The organism is Streptomyces sp. NPDC043176 (assembly GCF_056436715.1).
This window is the reverse complement of the sequence record NZ_JBWKCA010000019.1, coordinates 120883-141234: the sequence shown is the minus strand read 5'-3', so window position 1 is coordinate 141234 and position 20352 is coordinate 120883. Positions and strand designations below refer to the sequence as shown.

The following is a 20352-nucleotide window of genomic DNA, read 5'->3' as shown; positions in this document are numbered from 1 at the left end:
CCGGATGCCCCCGTCGCCGGGGGCGGGAGATCAGATCAGATGCCCAGCATCTTCTTGATCTTGGCGGCGTCACCCGGGGCCATCTCGGCGTTGCCGGTGAGGCGACGCGTCAGCTTGGACGACTTGTGCTCGAGCAGGTGGCGCTTGCCGGCGCGCTCGCGCAGGATCTTGCCGGAGCCGGTGACCTTGAAGCGCTTCTTGGCACCGGAGTGCGTCTTGTTCTTCGGCATCGCGCCGTATCTCCTCGTCAGTGGCGCTCCCGTCCGGTGCGGACACCGGACATCCGGGAGCGTCAGTTCTTCGTTTGGTGGTTCCGGGCGGGGCCCGGGGCTGCCTGGGTGGCAGCCCCTCGGGTCACGCCTCGGGGGTCTCGGCCGGAGCCTCGGCCTCGACGACCGGAGCCTCGGCGACCGGGGCCTCGGGGGCCTCGTCGGAGGCGACACCCTGGCGCTCGGCCTTGCGTGCGGCCTGGGCCTCACGCGCCTCGGCCATGGCCTCGGTCTTCTTCTTGTGCGGGCCGAGAACCATGATCATGTTCCGGCCGTCCTGCTTCGGGTTGGACTCGATGAAGCCAAGCTCCTCGACGTCCGACGCCAGCCGCTGAAGCAGCCGGAAACCGAGCTCGGGGCGGGACTGCTCACGACCACGGAACATGATCGTGATCTTGACCTTGTCGCCCTGCTTGAGGAACCGGACGACGTGACCCTTCTTGGTGTCATAGTCGTGCGGGTCGATCTTCGGCCGGAGCTTCATCTCCTTGATGACCGTGTGCGCCTGGTTCTTGCGCGCCTCACGGGCCTTCATGGCCGACTCGTACTTGAACTTCCCGTAGTCCATGAGCTTGCACACGGGCGGACGGGCGTTCGCCGCGACCTCGACCAGGTCAAGGTCGTACTCCTGTGCGAGCTCCAGGGCCTTGGCAAGCGGAACAATCCCGACCTGCTCGCCGCTGGGTCCGACAAGTCGCACCTCGGGAACGCGAATCCTGTCGTTGATGCGGGGCTCGGCGCTGATGGATCCTCCTCGGTAGCACCACGCGACCGCCTGGCGGACGGACGCGCACTGTCTGTTTCTGACCAACCGAGCCGGGACGTGAAAAACGCCCCGGACGGGACACAGGCGGGGCTCCACGGAAATACCGGAGCACCGCCGCGGTCAACCGCGGGGCGCACATCGGGCGGCTCCATCGTCCGTACGGAACGATGGGCGCCACCTGACCGGTGACCCGCCACCCGTGAGGGCGGTCAGGTGGGAGTACGGAGCCTCCACTTGTGGGCCGGGCACACAGGTGTCCAGCCGGTCGTTACACAAGGTTAGCAGGAGCCGTGCCCATACGCGAATGCGGACGGGGCGGCGGAGAGGCGCTCCGGGCGGCTTATCGTGTGAGGCATGAGCGAGACGCCCCAGAACGAGTCCGCGGACTCCCCCGAAACCCCCGACTTCGAATCCATGACCCGCGACATCGCGGAGGTCCCGGCGGTCGAGGTGATCGTGACCGTCGCCGTCAACCTGATGAGCGCCGCCGCGGTGAAGCTCGGGCTCACCGAGGAGGGCGACAAGCACAAGGACCTCGACGAGGCGCGCAAGCTGGTGCACGCGCTGGCGGGCCTCCTGGACGCCGGTGCGACGGAGGTCTCCTCGTTCCACGCCGCTCCCCTGCGGGACGGCCTGAAGTCCCTCCAGCTCGCCTTCCGCGAGGCGTCCCTGATCCCGGACGAGCCGGGCCAGGGACCGGGCGAGAAGTACACCGGGCCCGTGTACGGCTGAGCCCGTACCGCCTATTCCCTGACGTAGAAGGGCTCGCCCGGAGGGGTGGCCGAGGCCGGCAGCAGTGCCAGGTCGAGGCCCCGCACCAGGCGGGCCCTCAGCGTCTCGTCGGCGGCCAGGGAGCGGGCCACGCGCTGGGCGGCCTCCGCCGGGGCGGCGTCGCCGGCCAGGACCAGGGCGAGGGTGCCGTCGGCGGCACCCGGACCCAGGTAGGCCCGCAGCACCGCCGGCTCGGCCGCCACGGCGGCCCGCACCGCTTCCCGTACGGCGGGGTCGTCGAGCGGGTCGGCGCTGGACCGCCCCTCGGCGAGGGCCAGCAGCAGCGGCCCCGTCAGCTGGTACGGCACCGGACCGGCCAGGTCCAGGACGACCGTGTCCGCCTTCTCGTGCGCCGCCGCCTGGAGGGCCTGGTGGAGCGGGACGGCGACGGGCCTGGCCTCCGGGTCCCACAGGGCGAGCGAGGCGATCGAGGTGAACGCGGGCAGCGCCCGCCGGTCGCCGGCCGTGAGGGTGGGGACCGCCATGTCGCTGGTCTTCTCGCGGCGCAGGCCGTTCTCGTCGGTCTCGACCTCTCCGAGGACCGCGACCACCGGCACCAGGAGCCGAGCCCCCTTGAGGGCCTCCAGGACCGGGCCGTGGGCGGTTCTGTCCTCCGCCCAGGCCGCGAGGGCCGCGGCGAGCCGCGGGTCGGCGGTGCCGTCGTCGTCGGAGAAACCGGGGTCCGGAATGTTCTTGAGCGCCACGCCCCGAGCCTAACCGCCGAGCCGGGGGTCACCGGCCGCCGGGGCCGGGCCGGCGTCTACGGGGTGCGGGCGCTGCGGCGGAGGACGACGGCGGTCAGGAGCAGGAGGGCGCCGAGGCCGCCGGCGACGGGGGCGAGCAGGCCGATGGAGCGGCTTTCCTCGGGGGCGGCGACGGGCCCGGGGCCGAAGTGGGCGCCCCGGAAGCCGGTGGTGGCGTTCTTGGGGTCGGCGCCCTTGAGTCGGGCACCGGCCTTGATGGCGGCGGCCGGGTCGACCGTGCCGTACCCCTTGGCGTCGCTGCGGCCGCCCTTCGGACGGCTGCGGGCGGTGTCGACGAGCAGCTGTTTGATCTGGGCCGGGGTGAGGTCGGGGTGCGCGGCCCTCACCAGGGCGACGGCGCCGGAGACGAACGCGGCGGCGGCGCTGGTGCCCCAGCCCTCGTAATAGCGGCGGTCGGGGTCGGCGATGACGATGTCGACGCCGGGGGCGCTGACGGTGGCGTACCAGCGGCGGGTCGAGAAGGAGGCGCGGGTGCCGAAGCGGTCGACGGCGGTGACCGCGATGACACCGGGATAGGCGGCGGGGTACGAGATGTGGTCGCCCTTCTCGCCGCCGTTGCCGGCCGAGGCCACGACGGAGACGCCCTTGGCGAGGGCGTACTGGACGGCCGCGTCCTCACCGGCGTCCGGGTGGGCCGACTTGGAGTCGTCGCCGAGCGACAGGTTGATGACGTCGGCCCCGTGGTCGGCCGCCCAGCGGATGCCCTGGGCGAGGGCGGTGCCACGGGTCTTGCGTGCCTTGTCGCGGGCCTTGTCGGTGCCTTCGAGGATGACGCGCACCGGGAGGATCCGGGCGTCGGGGGCGATGCCGAGGACGCCGTCCCCGTCACCGGGACCGTGGCCGTGCCCGGCGATGATGCCGGCCATGGCGGTGCCGTGCCGGGCCCACGCGCGGTCGCCCCGGCCGGCGCCGAAGCCGATGAGGTCGTGGCCGGGCAGTACGGAGCCCTCGAGGTCGGGGTGCTCGGCGTCGACGCCGGTGTCGAGGACGGCGACGGTGATGCCCTCGCCCTTGGTGGTCCGCCAGGCCTCGTCCGTGTGCAGGGCCTCGGGCCCCCACTGCCGGGCCCTGATGGTGTCGGCGTACGCGGGTGCGGTGGTCGCGGGCAGCACGGCGAAGCCGGCGGCCAACAGGACGGCCGCGGCGGCGCGCGCCCGGCGCGGGGAGGGTCGGGTCACCGGTCGTTCTCCTCCACCGCCGCGATGGCGCTGTTGCGCAGCAGGAACTCCAGGCGCTTCGCCATGCCCTTGGCCTCGTGGCCGAGGCCGGACTGGGCGACGGGGTCCGTGCGGCCCTGGCCCATGGCCTGGTCGGCGGGGATCGGACGGTCGACGGTCCGCCCGTCCGCGAAGCCGGAGACGGCGGTGACGACGACGGGCAGTTCGGCGGGTGCGGTCGTCCACCAGCTCGCCCGCTGCCCGGCGCCAAAGCGGGCCGCGACGGTACCGGGGCCGGCCAGGGCCGGCGGCACGTCCTGTCCGAGCCGGGCGGTCAGGTCGCGGCCGAGGTCGCGCTGCGCGGTCGCCTCGGCCCGGGTGAACACGAGGCTCACCGTGATCACGTCGGTCGCGGTGGCGTCGGTATAGGTCGCGCGCAGCACGCGCTCGCAGCCCAGCGGCTTGAGCGTGGCGAGCAGGCCCTTCGCCAGGACCGAGGGCGAACACGCGGCGTCCGGGGCGACGACGATCCGCGTCCAGGTACGCGCGGCCGCCCCCGGCCCCGCGCCCGGTCCCGCGACGGTCCTCGGGAAGAGGGTGTCCACCGGCGCGTCGTGCCAGAGCTCCCTGCCCTCCGCATACCCCAGCGGCTCGACGGGTGCGCCCGGTTCGGCCGCCGCCAGCCACACCCCCGCCAGCGCCCCGCCGATCAGCCCCGTCCCCAGCACGGCACACGCGGCCGCCGCCACCGTCCGCCCGGTCCTCCGCTCCCGCACCGGCCTCAGCCGCGTGGTCGTCTCCACCGGCGCCTCGGGCGGCAGCGCACCGGGCCCCCCGAGCCCGTACGCCCCTCCCGGACCCGCCACGGCCCGAACGAGCGGTGCGCCCGGCTGCCGCGTCGCCCCGAGGGGCGTCGCCACCGGCCGCGGCGGGACGACGGGCGCCGGCCCGGCGGGCGCGGAGGCGACACGGGGCCGCGTGGTGGGCACGAGGGCGGGACGGGGAGGAGTGGTGGGCCGGGCCGGCGGCCGGACGGCGGGGTCCGGGTCCGCCGTCGCGGAGACGGGCGCCGGGCGCGGCGCGGCCACCCGGCCGGTGCCGGGCGCCTGGCGCGGGTCGGGGTCCGTCGGACGGATCGCACGGAGGCGGGCGGTCGTCTCCACGGCCGGGGCCGGGGTGGCGGCCCGGGCCGGACCGGGGGCCGGGGCGGCGGCGGGGGCCTGCGGGGCGGCCGGGATCTGGGGGACGGCCGGAGTCGGGGCGGCCGGGGCCGGGCCGGGGGCCGAGGTGGTAGCCGGGGCCGGGCCGGGGGCCGAGGCGGTGGCCTGGATCGGGCCGGGGGCCGAGGTGGCGGCCTGGGCCGGGCCGGGGGCCGGGGGGGCGGCCGGGGCCGGTGAGGCGGGCAGGAGCGCGTCGGTGATGCGGGAGGGGGTGGGGCGGTGTTCGGCGGTCATGCCCGTCCCCCTGCTCGTGTCCTGCTCGTGTCGACAATGCCCGCCACTCTACGGGCTGTTCCCCACCGCGCGGGAACCCAGGGGCTACCCACCCGTAAACCTGTCTGGCAAGCTCGGGCCATGACTCCGCGTGCCGCCGACCGGGCCCGTTACGACCGGGCCACCGCTGAATTCGACGCGCCCGTGGCGATCGTCGACCTGGAGGCCTTCGACGCCAACGCGGCGGACCTGGTGCGCAGAGCCAAGGGCAAGCCGGTGCGGGTGGCGAGCAAGTCCGTACGGTGCCGGGCGCTGCTCGAACGGGTGCTGGCGCGGGAGGGCTTCGCGGGGATCATGTCGTTCACCCTCGACGAGTCGCTGTGGCTGGCCCGTGCCGGGTTCGAGGACGTGCTGCTCGCGTATCCCTCGGCCGACCGCTCCGGGTTCGGGGAGCTGGCGCGGGACCCGAAGCTCGCGGCCGCCGTGACGGTGATGGTCGACGACGTGGCGCAGCTCGACCTGATCGACGCCTCCCGCGCGGGCGGGACGGAGGAGGTCCGGGTCTGCCTGGAGCTGGACACGGCGCTGCACCTCCTCGGGGGGCGGATACGGGTCGGGGCGCGGCGCTCGCCGCTGCGGGAGCCGGCCCAGCTGGCCGAGCTGGCCCGGTCCGTGGTGCGCCGCCCCGGTTTCCGGCTGGTCGGGATCATGGCGTACGAGGGGCACGTGGCGGGTGTCGGGGACGCGGTCGCGGGCCGGCCGCTGCGGTCGCGGGCGATCCGGCTGATGCAGTCCGCCGCGCGCAAGGAGCTCGCGGACCGCAGGGCGGCCGTGGTGCGGGCCGTCCGTGCGGTGGCGCCGGACCTGGAGTTCGTGAACGGCGGCGGCACCGGCAGCGTGCAGCACACGGCGGCCGAGGACGCGGTGACCGAGATCGCCGCCGGTTCGGGGCTGTTCGTGCCGCGCCTCTTCGACAACTACACGTCCTTCAGCGGCCGCCCCGCCGCGCTCTTCGCCCAGCCCGTGGTCCGGCGTCCCGGTGTGGGCGTGGTGACGGTGCTGGGCGGCGGCTACCCGGCGTCGGGTGCGCCCGGCCCGGACCGGCTGCCCGTCCCGTACCTCCCCGAGGGACTGCGGTACGACTCCCAGGAGGGTCCCGGCGAGGTGCAGACCCCGCTCCTCGGCTCGCCCGCCGACGATCTGCGCATCGGCGACAAGGTCTGGTTCCGGCACGCGAAGGCCGGAGAGCTGTGCGAGCGGTTCGACAGCCTGCACCTCGTCGAGGGCGACCGCGTCACGGCGACCGTGCCCACGTACCGGGGCGAGGGGATGACCTTCCTCTAGCCGGTCGCCGGAGGGCGCGGCGGGATCGGTCCGACGGGCTGCGGCGGAGCGAGGGCGGCGGGGCCGGGGCGTTCCTCGGCGGTCCCGCCGCGCTGCCGGGCGTTCCGCTGCCGTGGCCGGGTCAGTGCACCGTGTCCCGCTGGTCCGGCACGACGCTGCCGTCCGCGCGGCGGACCGGCTGGGGGGTGCCGTCGGCGGCGGTGTAGCCGGTGGTGGCGCAGGGGTAGGGGGTCGGCTTCGGCTTCTTGGGTTCGATGAACATGGGGTTGACGATCCAGCGGCCGTCGCCGTTGTCGTAGGCCCGGCACATGAGTTCGTTCTTGTTGCGGTTGAGGACGAGGCGCAGGCCGGTGGCGTCCCGCAGGAAGGAGACGTCGGTGTCGGAGTCGCCGGCGGCGAAGACCTGGCGGCGGTCGGCGGGCTGGACGCGTTCGGCGGCGGGGCCGCGGACGCCGAGGACGTCCTGGTTGATCCAGCAGCGCTTGCCGTCGATGTAGGTGATCATCGTGTCCTCGCCGTCCCGGACGCTGCCGCAGCCCTTGAGGTGGGTGGTGAGGCGGCCGTGGGCGGTGGTGTTGCGGATGCCGAGGGTGTGGGAGGGGTCGACGCCGACGCCCTTCGCCCAGACGTCGACGACGGGTTCGGGCGAGGCGGAGACGATCCGGACGTCGAACCCGGCGCGCTGGAGGGCGCGGATCAGGTCGCGCTGCTGGTCGTAGTAGCGGACCCAGCCGGTGACCAGGGCGCTGCCGACGCGCTGCGTGGCGCCTTGCGGGGCGGCGAGGTTCTCGGCGCGGGCCGCGGCGGCGAAGGACTCGACCTGGCGGGTGGTCCAGCCGTGCAGGAGCTGGGCGAGCCAGGCGTACTGGGGCTCCATGCGGCGGTGGTCGTAGCCGGTGAAGGCGGTCTTCCTCCCGGTGGTCGCGCCCGTTCCGTACACGGAGAGCAGTTCGTCGGCGCAGGCGGTGTCGGTGGCCGTGGGGAGCGTGCGTACGCCGGTGGGACAGGCGTCGCCGAGGGCGGTCGCGGCCTCGGGGGTGAGGTAGCGGCTGGTGGTGGACCAGTCGCCGGCGCGGGGCGGGCGTATCCGGTCGTTGCGGAGCAGCCAGTAGAAGGTGGCGTCGCCGACGTCGTTCTTGACGACGGTGTTGTCCCAGTCGAAGACCGCGACCGGCCTGCGCCCGTCCCTGTCGTCGCAGTGGCCGGCGATCAGGGCGTCGATGCGCGCCTTGTTCTCGCCGTACCAGCCGTCGGAGATCCTCAGGGTGGGGCATGCGGCGGGCCCGGCCTCGGCGTGCGCCGCGGGGAGGAGGGCGGTGGCGGCGAGGGCGAGGGCGGCCGCCGCGGCGGAGGCGCGGAGCTTGGCGTTCATGAGCACTCTCCTGGGGGTACGCGACAGCCGGGCGCCTTGCGACGCCCGGCTGTCGGGTGGGTGGGGGGATGGGTGGCGGCGGTGGGCGGGCCTAGAGGGGGGTCACGTACGCCCCGGAGATGCCGCCGTCGACGAGGAAGTCGCTGGCGTTGACGAAGGAGGAGTCGTCGCTGGCGAGGAAGGCGACGGCGGCGGCGATCTCCTCGGCCTCGGCGAAGCGGCCGACGGGGATGTGGACGAGGCGGCGCGCGGCCCGCTCGGGGTCCTTGGCGAAGAGCTCCCGGAGGAGCGGGGTGTTCACCGGTCCCGGGCAGAGGGCGTTGACGCGGATGCCCTCGCGGGCGAACTGGACGCCGAGTTCGCGGGACATGGCGAGCACTCCGCCCTTGGACGCGGTGTAGGAGATCTGGCTGGTGGCCGCTCCCATGATCGCGACGAAGGAGGCGGTGTTGATGATGGAGCCCTTGCCCTGGCGGCGCATGTAGGGCAGCGCCGCCTTGCAGCAGAGGTAGACGGAGGTGAGGTTGACGTCCTGGACCCGCTTCCAGGCCTCCAGGCCGGTCTCCAGGATGGAGTCGTCGTCGGGCGGCGAGATGCCGGCGTTGTTGAAGGCGATGTCGACGGAGCCGTAGGTGTCGAAGGCGACCTTGAAGAGGTTCTCGACCTCGTCCGGGTCGGTGACGTCGACCCGGACGAAGGTGCCGCCGACCTCCTCCGCGGCGGCCTTGCCCGCGGTCTCGTCGATGTCGCCGCAGACGACGTGGGCGCCCTCGGAGGCGAGGCGGCGGGCGGTGGCGAGGCCGATGCCGCTGCCGGCTCCGGTGATGACGGCGGTACGGCCGACGAGGCGGCGGCAGATGATCTCGTTGCTCACAGTGCGGGGCCCTCCGTGCTGATGAAGACGTTCTTGGTTTCGGTGAAGGCGGTCAGGGCGTCGGGGCCGAGTTCACGGCCGAGGCCGGACTGCCGGTAGCCGCCGAAGGGGGTCCAGTAGCGGACGCTGGAGTGGGAGTTGACGGAGAGGTTGCCGGCGCGGACGGCGCGGGAGGCGCGCAGGGCGCGGCCGACGTCCCGGGTCCAGATCGAGCCGGACAGGCCGTACTCCGTGGCGTTGGCGAGGCGGATCGCGTCGGCCTCGTCCTCGAAGGGGAGGACGACGGCGACGGGTCCGAAGATCTCCTCGACGGCGCAGGGCGCGTCCTCGGCGACGCCGGTGAGGACGGTCGGCGGGAACCAGAAGCCGGGGCCCTCGGGCGCCTTGCCCCGGATGCCGGCCGCGTACTCGGTGGCGTCCGCCACGTAGGAGCGGACGCGGTCGAGCTGGGCGCGGGAGATGAGCGGGCCCATCTGGGTGCGCTCGTCGTTGGGGTCGCCGACGACGATCTCCTCGATGGCGGGGGTGAGCAGCTCCAGGAAGCGGTCGTACACGCTCCGCTGGACGAGGATGCGGGTGCGGGCGCAGCAGTCCTGGCCGCTGTTGTCGAGGAAGGACATCGGGGCGGCGGCGGCCGCTGCCTCCAGGTCCGCGTCGGCGAAGACGATGTTGGGGCTCTTGCCGCCGAGTTCGAGGGTGAGCCGCTTCACCTGGTCGGCGCACTTCGCCATGATGCTCTTGCCGACCCGCGTGGAGCCGGTGAAGACGATCTTGGCGATGCCGGGGTGTTCGACGAGGGCGTTGCCCGCGACGGGGCCGGTGCCGGGGAGGACCTGGAAGAGGCCTTCGGGCAGGCCGGCCTCCAGGGCGAGTTCGGCGAGGCGCAGCGCCGTGAGCGGGGTCGTCTCGGCGGGCTTGAGGAGGACGGCGTTGCCCGCGGCGAGGGCCGGTGCGGTGGCCCAGGCGGCGATCGGCATGGGGAAGTTCCAGGGGGCGATGACGCCGACGACCCCGAGCGGTTCGAGGAGGGTGACGTCGAGGCCGCCGGCGACCGGGATCTGGCGGCCGTTGAGCCGCTCCACTCCCCCGGCGGCGTAGTCGAGCAGGTCGCGGACGTTGCCGGCCTCCCAGCGGGCGTTGCCGATGGTGTGCCCGGCCTCGGTGACCTCCAGGCGGGCGAGTTCCTCGGCGTGGTCGTCGACGACGGCGGCGAAGCGGCGGAGCAGCCGGGCGCGGTCGGCGGGCGCGGCGGCGGCCCAGCCGCGCTGGGCGGCGGTGGCGCGGGCGACGGCGGCGTCGACGTCGGCCGGTGTGGCGGCGGGGACGGTGGCGACCGGCTCCTCGGTCGCCGGGTTCAGTACCTGGAGCAACTCTTTCCTTTCCTTGCTCACGGAGTCAGTGGCGCTCGAAGGAGCGGCGGAGTTCCCAGTCGGTCACCGCGGCGTCGTAGGCGTCGAGTTCGACCCGGGCCATGTTGCGGTAGTGGGCGACGACCTCGGCGCCGAAGGCGGCCTTGGCGATCTCGCTGGTCTCCCAGAGTTCGGCGGCCTCGCGCAGGGTGGTGGGAACGTGCGCGTATTCGGCGGTGTAGGCGTTGCCGGTGCACGGCGGGGGCAGTTCGAGGCGCTGCTCGATGCCGTACAGGCCGGCGGCGACGAGGCCGGCGACGGCGAGGTACGGGTTGACGTCGCCGCCGGGGAGGCGGTTCTCGAAGCGGGTGGAGCGGCCGTGCCCGACGATCCGGAGGGAGCAGGTGCGGTTGTCGTGGCCCCAGGCGACGGCGGTGGGTGCGAAGGAGCCGGGCTGGAAGCGCTTGTAGGAGTTGATGTTGGGGGCGTAGAGGAGGGAGAAGTCGCGGAGGGCGGCGAGTTGTCCGGCCAGGAAGTGGCGCATGGTCTCGGACATGCCGTGCGGGTCGTCGCCCGCCATCACGTTCTCGCCCGCCGCGTTCTGGAGGGAGAGGTGGATGTGGCAGGAGTTGCCCTCGCGTTCGTTGTACTTCGCCATGAAGGTGAGCGAGCAGCCCTCCTGGGCGGCGATCTCCTTGGCGCCCGTCTTGTAGACGGCGTGCTGGTCGCAGGTGACGAGGGCCTCGTCGTACTTGAAGGCGATCTCGTGCTGGCCGGGGTTGCACTCGCCCTTGGCGGACTCGACGGTGAGTCCGGCGCCGGTCATCTCGTTGCGGATGCGGCGGAGGAGGGGCTCGATGCGCCCGGTGCCCAGGACGGAGTAGTCGATGTTGTACTGGTTGGCGGGGGTGAGGCCGCGGTAGTTCGCGTCCCAGGCCTGCTCGTAGCTGTCCCGGAAGACGATGAACTCGAGTTCCGTGCCGACGTGGGCGGTGAGGCCGAGCTCGGCGAGGCGGTCCAGCTGGCGGCGGAGGATCTGGCGGGGCGCGGCGACGACGGGGGTGCCGTCGGCCCAGGCGAGGTCGGCCGTCACCATCGCGGTGGCCTCGTTCCAGGGGAGGCGGCGGAGGGTGGTGAGGTCGGGGTGCATCGCGAAGTCGCCGTAGCCGCGGTCCCAGGAGGACATCTCGTAGCCGTCGACGGTGTTCATCTCGGTGTCGACTGCCAGAAGATAGTTGCAGCCCTCGGTGCCGTGGCCGAGGACCTCGTCCAGGAAGAACGGGGCGGCGAACCGCTTGCCCTGGAGCCGTCCCTGCATGTCGGGGAAGGCCAGGACGACGGTGTCGATCTCGCCGCTCGCGACGAGGGCTCGCAGCTCCTCGACGGTGAGCGGGGGTGTGCGGACTGCCACGGGATTGCTCCTCCTTCGGCCTGCCGGGAGCCATAAGGTATTGCCGAAGACCATTGCTTGGGAAGTGTTGGAGAAGGGGAAACGAGAACGTGGCCAGTACGAGTGAATCGGCGGACCGGCTGACGCCCGTGCTGCGGCCGGTGCGGGCGGGCAACGGCTTCGAGGAGGCCCTGGAGCAGATCCTCCAGGTGGTGCGGCTCGGGCTGGTGCCCGGCGGCGAGCGGCTGCCCGCCGAGCGGGAGCTCGCCGACCGGATGGGGATCAGCCGGGTGACCCTGCGCGAGGTCCTCAAGGTCCTCCAGGAGCAGGGGCTCGTGGAGAGCCGGCGCGGCCGGTACGGCGGAACGTTCGTGCTGCCCCGCGTCCAGACCGCCGACGAGGACGAGCTGCGCCGCCGGATCGCCTCGGTCGACATGGAGGACACCCTGCGCTTCCGTGAGGTCCTGGAGGTGGGGGCCGCCGGCCTCTGCGCGGCGCACGGCCTCGACGCGGCGGGCGCCGAGCGGCTGCGGACCGCGGTGGCGGCGACCCGGGACGCCCCGCTGGCCGATTACCGCCGTCAGGACACCCTGCTGCACCTCACGCTCGCCGAGCTCTCCGGCTCGCCGACGCTGACCGCGCAGTACGCCGCCGTCCGGGCGACGGTGAACGACCTCCTGGACTGCATCCCCCTGCTCGTACGCAATCTGGAGCACTCCCAGCACCAGCACACCGCACTGGTGGAGGCGGTGCTCGACGGGGACGCGGACGCGGCGCGCGAGGTGATGCGGGAACACTGCGCGGGCACGGCGGCGCTGCTGCGGGGGTTCCTGACGTGAGGGGCGGCGGCGTCTGACGCCCGGGGCGGGGGTCGTGACGTGAGGGGCGGGGCCTCCCGACCTGGACCCGGCGTCCGGCGTCCGACGTCCGGCACGCGGCACCCGGCACCCGGCCGCGTAACCCGAAAGTAACGCACGGGGCTTGCGCTCCCCCGGCGACCACCGCAAAGGTATGGCTCCAATCCATTGGGTCCGTTGCGGGGAGCTGACGCTGCCATGACGCTCGAAGACACGACCGGGGGCACCCCCGGAGACACGCCCGGGGACACCGCCCCGCCGAAGGACGACTACCTGGAACGGCGGTCGCTGCGCCGCGGCAGCGCGGGCTGGCTGCTCCTCACCGGACTCGGCGTCGCGTACGTCGTGTCCGGGGACTTCTCCGGCTGGAACATCGGCCTGTCGAAGGGCGGCTTCGGCGGACTGGCCGTCGCCACCGTCCTGATGGGCGCGATGTACGCCTGCCTGGTCTTCGCGCTCGCCGAGCTCTCCGCGATCCTGCCCACCGCCGGCGGCGGATACGGCTTCGCGCGCCGGGCGCTCGGCACCTGGGGCGGGTTCCTCACCGGCACCGCCATCCTCATCGAGTACGTCCTCGCGCCCGCCGCGATCTCGATCTTCATCGGCGACTACGTCGAGTCCCTCGGCCTCTTCGGGCTCGAGTCGGGCTGGCCGGTCTACCTGGTCTGCTTCGCGCTCTTCATCGGGATCCACCTGTGGGGCGTGGGCGAGGCGCTGCGTTTCAGTCTGATCGTCACGGCGATCGCGGTCGCGGCCCTCGTCGTCTTCGCGCTCGGCGCGTTCACCGACTTCCACGTCGACGGCCTGAACGACATCCCGGTCGACGGCGGGGCCTTCGGGTCGAACTCCTGGCTGCCCTTCGGCCTCCTCGGGATCTGGGCCGCCTTCCCCTTCGGCATGTGGTTCTTCCTCGGCGTGGAGGGCGTGCCGCTCGCCGCCGAGGAGGCGAAGGACCCGGTGCGGTCGATGCCGAGGGCGCTCGCGATCTCCATGGGGATCCTGGCGCTGCTCGCCGTCGTGACGTTCCTCGCCGCCACCGGGGCGCGCGGCTCGGCGGCCGTCCAGGAGGCCGGGAACCCGCTGGTCGTGGCGCTCCAGGGCGACGGTGAGCCGACGGCGCTGAGCCGGTTCGTGAACTACGCGGGGCTCGCGGGTCTGGTCGCCTCCTTCTTCTCCCTCATCTACGCCGGATCGCGCCAGCTGTTCGCCCTCTCGCGCGCCGGCTACCTGCCCCGCTTCCTCTCCCTGACCAGCCGCCGCAAGTCGCCGTACCTGGGGCTCCTCATCCCGGGCGCGATCGGCTTCGCGCTCGCCGCGGGGACGGGGAACGGGGCACGGATGCTGAACATCGCGGTGTTCGGCGCCACCATCTCGTACGCGCTCATGGCGCTCTCCCACATCGTGCTGCGGCGCCGGGAGCCGGGGCTGCACCGGCCGTACCGCACGCCGGGCGGGATCGTGACCTCGTCCGTGGCCTTCGTCCTCGCCCTGTCCGCGCTCGTCGCGACCTTCCTGGTGGACCGGACGGCCGCGTTCATGGCGCTCGGGGTGTACGTGATCGCCCTCGCCTACTTCGCGTTCTACAGTCGGCACCACCTGGTGGCCGGCGCGCCCGAGGAGGAGTTCGCGGCGCTCGCCGCGGCGGAGGCCGAGCTCGAACGCGACTGAACGCCCGGCGCCCCACCCCCCTGTCCGCACCCGTGGAGGAAGCACGTGTCCAAGCCGCTCATCGGCGTGACCACCTATCTGGACCAGGCCCGCTGGGGCGTGTGGGACATGGAGGCCGCACTGCTCCCCGCCCGCTACCCCGGGCTCGTCCGGGAGGGCGGCGGGCTCGCGGTGATGCTGCCGCCGGACGGACCGGAGGCCGCCGCGGCGGTCGTGGCCCGGCTCGACGGCCTGGTCGTCGCGGGCGGCGCGGACGTCGAGCCCGTACGGTACGGGGCCGAGCCCGATCCCCGCACCGGCCCGCCCGCCCGCGCCCGGGACGCCTGGGAGCTGGCCCTGATCGACGCGGCGCTGGCGTCCGGCACCCCGCTGCTCGGGATCTGCCGGGGGATGCAGCTGATGAACGTGGCGCTCGGCGGGACGCTCGTGCAGCACCTCGACGGGCACGTCGAGGCCGTCGGCGTGATCGGCAGGCACGCGGTCAAGCCCGTGCCGGGCACCCTGTACGCCTCCCTCGTGCCCGAGCTCGCCGAGGTCCCGACCTATCACCACCAGGCCGTCGACCGGCTCGGAACCGGTCTCGCCGTCTCCGCCCACGCGGAGGACGGCACCGTGGAGGCGGTCGAACTGGCCGCCCCGGTTTGGGCCCTCGGCGTGCAGTGGCACCCGGAGATGGGCGAGGACCCGCGGGTGATGCGGGGGCTCGTGGAGGCGGCGGACGCCCGGCGGGGAGGGGCCAGGGCACGCCTTGTCGATCAGCCCCGCGAGCCCGGCCTGATCGGCACCGCTACCCCCTAAGGGGTAGCGGTGAGCGGCGTCCGGGTCGACGGGCCGGCGGTGCAGGGGCCGCCGCCGTGAGCGAGGAGGCGCGGCTCCGCCGGGCCGACGGCGATCGTGGCCCATCGGCTGCCGAGGCCCCCTGGGCGGGGGCGTGGCAGCAGACCTCGGCGCCGCGAGGGGTCCCGGTGATCCGGGGGACCGTTCGGCCGGTCACGCCCGCGTCCGGGCGGCGAGGGCGGTGGGGTCGTTGCGCATGAGGACGGCGTAGAGGACCGCGGAGACGACCATGCCGACGGGGAGGGAGAGGTCGACGCCGTCGAGGGCGGCGGCGATCGGGCCCGTGTAGAGGGTGTTGACGCAGAGGGAGGCCGCCGCGACGCCCAGGGCGACGGCGAGGGCGCCGGCCGGGTTGACGCCGGCGGTGTACCAGAACGGGCTGCCGGGGGTCTCGTCCGAGAGCGCGATCCCGTCGTAGCGGCCGCGGCGCAGCGCGATGTCGGTGGCGTAGACGGCCGTCAGGGGACCGATCAGGACCACGATCACCTGGAGGGCGTTGCTGACGGTGTCCAGGAAGTCGGAGACCAGCAGGCCGTAGAGGGTCAGGGCGATGGCGACCGCGCCGTCGAAGAGGACGCTGACGGTCCGGCGGATGCGGAGGCCGACGGCCTGGAGGGCGAGGCCCGCGCTGTAGGCGGTCAGGGCGTTGATGGAGATCGTGCCGAGGACCAGGGCCAGCAGGAAGACGGGGGTGAACCAGCCGGGGAGGATGGCCTGGAGCGCGGTCTGCGGGTCGGTCATGTCGACGGCGGTGGCCGCGAACGCGCCGAGGGAGCAGACGACGACGCTGGGCAGGAAGGCCCCGAGGGCGGTCCAGCCGGTGATCGCCTTCTTCGAGGACGTCCGGGGCAGGTAGCGGGAGAAGTCGGCGCTCGTGGTGTACGACAGCGGGCCCGAGGCGATCATCGTGGTGCCCGCGAGCAGGAGGCCCCAGAGCTCGGCGCCTTCGGGCCTCGTGGCGGGGGCGTACGAGAAGTCGGCGTGCCGGAGGACGGCGAACGCGACGACCGTGAACACGCCGGCCAGGATCAGCGTGATCGGCAGGTACAGCCTGATGATCAGGGCGTGTCCGTAGACGCTGATGGCCAGGGTGACCGCGGCGATGCCCACGATGACGGCCACTTGGACGGGGGTGTTCGCCGTGACGCCGGCCTTCTCGACGAGCGCGAAGGCGGCGGTGGCCGCGGCGGCGAGGTTGAGGGCGAAGTAGCAGACGGAGACGAGCCAGCCGCCGACCGCGTTGTTCACGCGGTTGCCGATGACGCCGTACAGGGCGCGGGTGATCACCTCGCTGGGCGCGCCCGCCGCCGGTCCCGAGGTGGCGAGGAGGCCGGTGAGCAGCCAGAACAGGTTGCCGACGACGATCACGGCGACGGCCTGCCACAGGGTGAGGCCCATCAGGACGAGGGCGCCGCCGATGACGAGGCTGAGGTAGTTGACGTTGGCCGCGGCCCACACGGAGAAGAGCTCGCGGGGGTGTCCGTGGCGTTCGTCGTCGGGGATGCGGTCGATGCCGTGGGCCTCGATGCGGCCGGGCCGGTCGGTGGCCGACGGGGTGTCCCCGGCGCCCTGGGAGCGTGGGAGCGGGTCGGGAATCGTGGAAGCCATGCGGCCCTCCGGATGCGTGTGGTGCCCACCTGGTTGCTTATTGGTCGCACACTCAATAACATCCCGGGTATGTCGTCAAGCGTCCAGCGCAAGCGAATCCGGAAATCCCCGGAAGCCCGGCGGGCCGAGATCGTGGAGACCGCGGCCCGCGTCGCCCTGACGGAGGGGCTCGAGTGCGTCACCCTCCGCCGGATCGCCGACGAGCTCGCCGTGCGGCCCGGCCTGATCAGCCACTACTTCCCCTCGGCGGAGGACCTGGTGGCCGAGGCCTTCAGCGTGGCCTCCACCGGCGAGCTCGAGGCCCTGCTGCCCGCCGAGCGGCCGCACGGCACCCCCACGCAGTACCTCGCCCGCTACTTCGCCCTCTCCGCCGGCGACGCGTACGACGACATCAGCCGTCTGTGGATCAACGCGCGCCACCTCAGCCGCTACCGGCCCGTCCTCCGCGACCGCGTCGCCGAGCAGGAGCTCGCCTCCGACGACCGCCTCCAGGCGGTCATCCAGGAGGGCGTCGACAGCGGCGAGTTCCGCACCGACGACCCCCGCGCCGCCGCCATCCAGATCCTCGTGGTCCTCGACGGCCTCGGCGCCCACGCCAACACCGACCGCAGCAACCGCCCCGAGGCCGTGACCCGCATGGCCGTCACCACGGCGGAACGCGTCCTCGGCCTGCCGTACGGAACCCTCACCGAGGCCCCACCCCTCACGGAGCCGACGCCGGCCGCCGAGCCGCCGGATCCCGCTTGACCCGAGGGGCCGGCGTCCCGGCAGCCGGCAGATCCCGTGTGACCCGAGGGCCCGGGCGGCTCGGCAGCCGACGGATCCCACGTGGCCCGAGGGCCCGGGCGGCCCGGCAGCCGGCAGATCCCGCGTGACCCGTGGGCCCGTCGGATCCTCGCGGTACGCGGTGCCCGTAGGCCCGGTCGGCGCCCCGGATCCCCTTCCACCTTGGTGTGAACCGGCGCCGACCGGGCCCGCCGCCTCCCCCTTCACCTCACTCCCCCTCCCGCCCTTCACCTCCCTCCCTCCCTCCCTCCCCCGTTTCCGCACCCCTGGAGTCCCCCGTGCGCACCCGACTCGTCCTGCTCTCCGCCCGGCTGCTCGACCCCGGGACGGGGGCGTTCCTGCCGGAGACGGCGCTCGCCGTCTCCGACGACGGCCGGATCGCGGCCCTGGGCGACGACCGGGAGATCAGGGCGACGGCCGGTCCCGCCACGACGGTCGTCGACCTCAAGGGGGCCGTGGTCACACCCGGGCTCGTCGACGGGCACGTGCACCCGGTCTCGGGCGCGGAACTGACGCACGGGCTCGACCTGTCGTACTGCGCCGGCCTCGACGACGTACGGGCGGCGCTCGCGCGGGAGGCCCGGTCCCTCGGGCGCGACGAGTGGCTGTTCGGCTGGGGCCTCGACCCGAACGTCTTCGGCGGCCTGCCGGTGGGGATCGCCCCGTTCGACTCCGTGCTGGACGGGATCCCCGCGTTCCTGCTGCTCTTCGACGCCCACTCGGCCCTGGCCAGCCGCCGCGCGCTCGAACTCGCCGGGATCGACGGGCCGCGCTCCTTCGACCAGGCGTCGGCCGAGGTCGTCTGCGACGCGGCGGGGCGCCCGACCGGTCTCCTCCAGGAGGACGCCGCCTGCGAGCTCGTCGAGCGGGTCGCGCCGCGGCCGACGCGCGAGGAGAGCCGTGAGCGGCTCGCGGCGGCGCTGCGTTCCATGGCGGCGGCCGGACTGACCGGTGGGCACGCGATGGACGCGAACGGCGAGAGCCTCGCGCTGTACGGGGAGCTCGACGCGGCCGGCGACCTTCCGCTGCGGCTGCGGGTCGCGCCCTGGTGCCAGCCGGGCACCGACGCGGACGGCGTGCGCGGCCTGATCGAGCAGCAGGGCACGGGCGGGGCGCTGTGGCGGGTGGCGGGCGTGAAGCTCTTCATGGACGGGACCGTCGACAACGGCACGGCGTGGCTGGAGCGCCCCGACTGCCACGGGGAGTCGACGCACGCGTTCTGGCCGGACCCCGCCGCGTACACCCGCATCGTGGGCGAGCTGCACCGGGCCGGCGTGGCCACCGCGACCCACGCCATCGGCGACGCGGCCGTCCGGCACGTCCTGGACTCCGTCGAGAAGGCACGGGCCACCGGTGGCCGCCTGGACGCGGTGCGGCACCGGGTCGAACACATCGAGACGGTGCCGGACGACACGCTCCGCCGCTTCGCCGCACTCGGCGTCCTCGCGTCGATGCAGCCCACCCACTGCTGCGACTTCACCCGCGCCGACCACACCGACAACTGGTCGCGCCGCCTCGGCGAGGAGCGCGCCTCGCGTGCCTGGCGGTGCCGCGACCTCGCGGACTCCGGTGCCACCGTGGTCCTCGGCTCCGACTGGCCGATCGCCCCGTTCCCCCCGCTCGGCGTGATGGCCGGCGCCCGTCACCGCCGCCCCAGCCGCGACCTCGCCCAGGCGCCGCACGGGCCCGAGCAGGCCCTCACCCCCCTCGAGGCGCTGCGCGGCATGACGACGGCGCCGGCCTACGCCGCCGGTGAGGAGCACGAGGCGGGCCGCCTCGCCCCCGGCTGCCGCGCGGACCTGACGGTCCTCGCCGCCGACCCGCTCACGACGCCGTCGACGGACCTTCCGGACGTCCCCGTCCGCCTCACCGTCGTGGACGGCCGGATCACGTTCCGGGCTGCGGATCTCTGACCGCACGGCCGCACGCCCGGTGCGGGGGCAGGTGTTCCGCGCCCGCGGAACGCCTGCCCACGACGGGGGGGTCAGCCCCGTGTCAGCGACAGCAGGTCGCGCGCCGGGCCCGTCGGGCGGTGGCCGGCGGGCCACACCGCGCGGAGGTCGCGGCGGAGGAGGACGCCGTCCACCGGGATGGCGACGAGGCGGCGCGAGGCCAGTTCCTCGGTGATCGCGAGCTCGCTGAGCACGGCGGGGCCCGCTCCGCTCACCGCCGCGGCCTTGACCGCGGTGGTGGAGGCGAGTTCGAGCAGCGGCTGGGCGAGGCCGCCGTGGCCGGAGAGCGCCGCGTCGAGGACCTGCCGGGTGCCGGAACCGCGTTCCCGCAGGACGAGCGGGGTCGCGGCGAGTTCGGCCGGGTCGAGGGCGCCCCGGCGGCGGGCCCAGGGGTGCGAGGGGGCGACGACGAGGACGAGCCGGTCGCGCGCGACGACCACCCCGTCGAGGCCGTCCGGCACGGCGAGGCCCTCGACGAAGCCGACGTCGGCGTCGCCCGCGAAGAGCCGTTCGGCTACGGCGGCGGAGTTCCCGGCCTGGAGCGACACGGCGGTGTCCGGGCGCTGGGTGCGGAGCGCGATCAGCCAGCCCGGCAGCAGGTACTCGGCGATCGTCATGGAGGCGGCCACCCTGAGCCGCGAGTCCCGGCGTCCGCGCAGCGCCTGCGCGCCCACGTCGAAGGCCTCCGCCGCCTCCACGATCCGCCGGGCCCAGTCGGTCACGAGCGCGCCCGCGTCGGTGAGTCGCGAGCCGCGTGGCGAGCGGTCGACGAGGGCCACCCCGAGCTGCCGTTCCATGGAACGGATCCGGCTGCTCGCGGCGGGCTGGGTGATCCCCACCTCGCGAGCCGCCGCGCCCAGGCTGCCGTGCCGGGCGACGGCGAGGAGCAGTTCGAGCGCGCCCAGGTCCGGCACCCGGTGGGAGAGATGCCCCCGCGGCTCACCACCGTGCTCCGTCTGTGCCCCGCGCACACCCTGCTCCCCCTGGGCCCCGCGCACACCCTGCTCCCCGTGGGGCTCACGTGCGCCCTGGCGTCCGTGTGTCCCGCGTCCCCCGTCGGCCTCTCGCGGGCCGCGCGTCTCCCTGCTCATAAAGCCAGCTTATGACGTCATAGCCGCATGATCCCTGGTGGGGGCGGCGGAAGGGGACGACGGT

General features: G+C 74.1%; 18 protein-coding genes. 7 read left to right on the top strand and 11 right to left on the bottom strand.

Annotated features, from left to right (window positions below; genetic code table 11):
* Nucleotides 1-35: 35 nt before the first annotated feature.
* Nucleotides 36-230 carry a 50S ribosomal protein L35 gene (gene rpmI, locus AC067A_RS27650; RefSeq protein WP_015032399.1) on the bottom strand — a complete coding sequence of 65 codons (195 nt, stop codon included), beginning with the start codon at nucleotides 228-230 and terminating at the stop codon, nucleotides 36-38.
* A gap of 124 nt (nucleotides 231-354) precedes the next feature.
* Nucleotides 355-1080 (bottom strand): translation initiation factor IF-3, encoded by a 726-nt coding sequence (infC, locus tag AC067A_RS27645; protein ID WP_479245195.1) that lies wholly within the window; start codon nucleotides 1078-1080, stop codon nucleotides 355-357.
* A 309-nt stretch (nucleotides 1081-1389) separates the two neighbouring features.
* Here infC and AC067A_RS27640 point away from each other — a divergent pair, with 309 nt between their 5' ends.
* Complete coding sequence (locus AC067A_RS27640; protein WP_384885322.1) at nucleotides 1390-1767, top strand: DUF1844 domain-containing protein; 378 nt, start codon at nucleotides 1390-1392, stop codon at nucleotides 1765-1767.
* An 11-nt stretch (nucleotides 1768-1778) separates the two neighbouring features.
* On the opposite strand, the gene AC067A_RS27635 is transcribed toward AC067A_RS27640, so the two are convergent.
* From AC067A_RS27635 to AC067A_RS27625, 3 genes are read right to left on the bottom strand one after another with little or no spacing between them, the layout of a single operon-like run.
* Complete coding sequence (locus AC067A_RS27635; RefSeq protein ID WP_479245194.1) at nucleotides 1779-2510, bottom strand: SseB family protein; 732 nt, start codon at nucleotides 2508-2510, stop codon at nucleotides 1779-1781.
* A gap of 56 nt (nucleotides 2511-2566) precedes the next feature.
* Nucleotides 2567-3748 (bottom strand): type VII secretion-associated serine protease mycosin, encoded by a 1182-nt coding sequence (mycP, locus tag AC067A_RS27630; protein WP_479245193.1) that lies wholly within the window; start codon nucleotides 3746-3748, stop codon nucleotides 2567-2569.
* Nucleotides 3745-5181, bottom strand: coding sequence for a hypothetical protein (locus AC067A_RS27625; protein ID WP_479245192.1), 1437 nt, complete (start codon nucleotides 5179-5181; stop codon nucleotides 3745-3747). Before AC067A_RS27625 ends, mycP begins: the two co-directional genes overlap by 4 nt.
* Nucleotides 5182-5301: 120 nt before the next feature.
* Here AC067A_RS27625 and AC067A_RS27620 point away from each other — a divergent pair, with 120 nt between their 5' ends.
* Nucleotides 5302-6504 (top strand): amino acid deaminase/aldolase, encoded by a 1203-nt coding sequence (locus AC067A_RS27620; protein WP_479245191.1) that lies wholly within the window; start codon nucleotides 5302-5304, stop codon nucleotides 6502-6504.
* A gap of 121 nt (nucleotides 6505-6625) precedes the next feature.
* Here AC067A_RS27620 and AC067A_RS27615 read toward each other — a convergent pair whose 3' ends face one another.
* The 4 genes from AC067A_RS27615 to AC067A_RS27600 form a co-directional block, all read right to left on the bottom strand.
* Complete coding sequence (locus AC067A_RS27615; RefSeq protein WP_479245190.1) at nucleotides 6626-7876, bottom strand: haloacid dehalogenase-like hydrolase; 1251 nt, start codon at nucleotides 7874-7876, stop codon at nucleotides 6626-6628.
* 91 nt (nucleotides 7877-7967) lie between these two features.
* Nucleotides 7968-8750 carry a 3-oxoacyl-ACP reductase gene (locus AC067A_RS27610; RefSeq protein ID WP_479245189.1) on the bottom strand — a complete coding sequence of 261 codons (783 nt, stop codon included), beginning with the start codon at nucleotides 8748-8750 and terminating at the stop codon, nucleotides 7968-7970.
* The gene (locus AC067A_RS27605; protein ID WP_479245188.1) at nucleotides 8747-10141 is read right to left on the bottom strand and encodes an aldehyde dehydrogenase family protein; all 1395 of its coding nucleotides are present in this window, start codon (nucleotides 10139-10141) and stop codon (nucleotides 8747-8749) included. The genes AC067A_RS27610 and AC067A_RS27605 overlap by 4 nt, the downstream gene beginning before the upstream one ends.
* A 4-nt stretch (nucleotides 10142-10145) precedes the next feature.
* Nucleotides 10146-11510 carry a glutamine synthetase family protein gene (locus AC067A_RS27600; RefSeq protein WP_479245187.1) on the bottom strand — a complete coding sequence of 455 codons (1365 nt, stop codon included), beginning with the start codon at nucleotides 11508-11510 and terminating at the stop codon, nucleotides 10146-10148.
* Between the two features lie 89 nt (nucleotides 11511-11599).
* Here AC067A_RS27600 and AC067A_RS27595 point away from each other — a divergent pair, with 89 nt between their 5' ends.
* From AC067A_RS27595 to AC067A_RS27585, 3 genes are all read left to right on the top strand, one after another.
* Complete coding sequence (locus AC067A_RS27595; protein ID WP_479245186.1) at nucleotides 11600-12328, top strand: FadR/GntR family transcriptional regulator; 729 nt, start codon at nucleotides 11600-11602, stop codon at nucleotides 12326-12328.
* A 216-nt stretch (nucleotides 12329-12544) separates the two neighbouring features.
* On the top strand, nucleotides 12545-14014 hold the full coding sequence (gene eat / locus AC067A_RS27590; RefSeq protein ID WP_479245185.1) for an ethanolamine permease: 1470 nt from the start codon (nucleotides 12545-12547) through the stop codon (nucleotides 14012-14014).
* Between the two features lie 45 nt (nucleotides 14015-14059).
* A complete protein-coding gene (locus AC067A_RS27585; RefSeq protein ID WP_479245184.1) occupies nucleotides 14060-14812 on the top strand; it encodes a gamma-glutamyl-gamma-aminobutyrate hydrolase family protein in 753 nt (250 codons plus the stop codon).
* Nucleotides 14813-15004: 192 nt separating this feature from the next.
* Here the strand turns inward: AC067A_RS27585 and AC067A_RS27580 are convergent, their stop codons facing one another.
* Nucleotides 15005-16459: a purine-cytosine permease family protein gene (locus tag AC067A_RS27580; RefSeq protein WP_479245183.1), complete on the bottom strand. Its 1455-nt coding sequence runs from the start codon at nucleotides 16457-16459 to the stop codon at nucleotides 15005-15007.
* 69 nt (nucleotides 16460-16528) lie between these two features.
* Here AC067A_RS27580 and AC067A_RS27575 point away from each other — a divergent pair, with 69 nt between their 5' ends.
* A complete protein-coding gene (locus AC067A_RS27575; RefSeq protein WP_479245182.1) occupies nucleotides 16529-17206 on the top strand; it encodes a TetR/AcrR family transcriptional regulator in 678 nt (225 codons plus the stop codon).
* Between the two features lie 317 nt (nucleotides 17207-17523).
* Complete coding sequence (locus AC067A_RS27570; protein ID WP_479245181.1) at nucleotides 17524-19158, top strand: amidohydrolase; 1635 nt, start codon at nucleotides 17524-17526, stop codon at nucleotides 19156-19158.
* 71 nt (nucleotides 19159-19229) lie between these two features.
* On the opposite strand, the gene AC067A_RS27565 is transcribed toward AC067A_RS27570, so the two are convergent.
* On the bottom strand, nucleotides 19230-20288 hold the full coding sequence (locus AC067A_RS27565; protein WP_479245180.1) for a LysR family transcriptional regulator: 1059 nt from the start codon (nucleotides 20286-20288) through the stop codon (nucleotides 19230-19232).
* Nucleotides 20289-20352: the final 64 nt, after the last annotated feature.

Coding starts and splice junctions, on each gene's coding strand:
- eat (WP_479245185.1), top strand. CDS start 12,545: ATGACGCTCGAAGACACGACCGGGGGCACCCCCGGAGACACGCCCGGG.
- rpmI (WP_015032399.1), bottom strand. CDS start 230: ATGCCGAAGAACAAGACGCACTCCGGTGCCAAGAAGCGCTTCAAGGTC.
- AC067A_RS27565 (WP_479245180.1), bottom strand. CDS start 20,288: ATGAGCAGGGAGACGCGCGGCCCGCGAGAGGCCGACGGGGGACGCGGG.
- AC067A_RS27615 (WP_479245190.1), bottom strand. CDS start 7,876: ATGAACGCCAAGCTCCGCGCCTCCGCCGCGGCGGCCGCCCTCGCCCTC.
- AC067A_RS27575 (WP_479245182.1), top strand. CDS start 16,529: ATGTCGTCAAGCGTCCAGCGCAAGCGAATCCGGAAATCCCCGGAAGCC.
- AC067A_RS27640 (WP_384885322.1), top strand. CDS start 1,390: ATGAGCGAGACGCCCCAGAACGAGTCCGCGGACTCCCCCGAAACCCCC.
- AC067A_RS27625 (WP_479245192.1), bottom strand. CDS start 5,181: ATGACCGCCGAACACCGCCCCACCCCCTCCCGCATCACCGACGCGCTC.
- AC067A_RS27620 (WP_479245191.1), top strand. CDS start 5,302: ATGACTCCGCGTGCCGCCGACCGGGCCCGTTACGACCGGGCCACCGCT.
- AC067A_RS27580 (WP_479245183.1), bottom strand. CDS start 16,459: ATGGCTTCCACGATTCCCGACCCGCTCCCACGCTCCCAGGGCGCCGGG.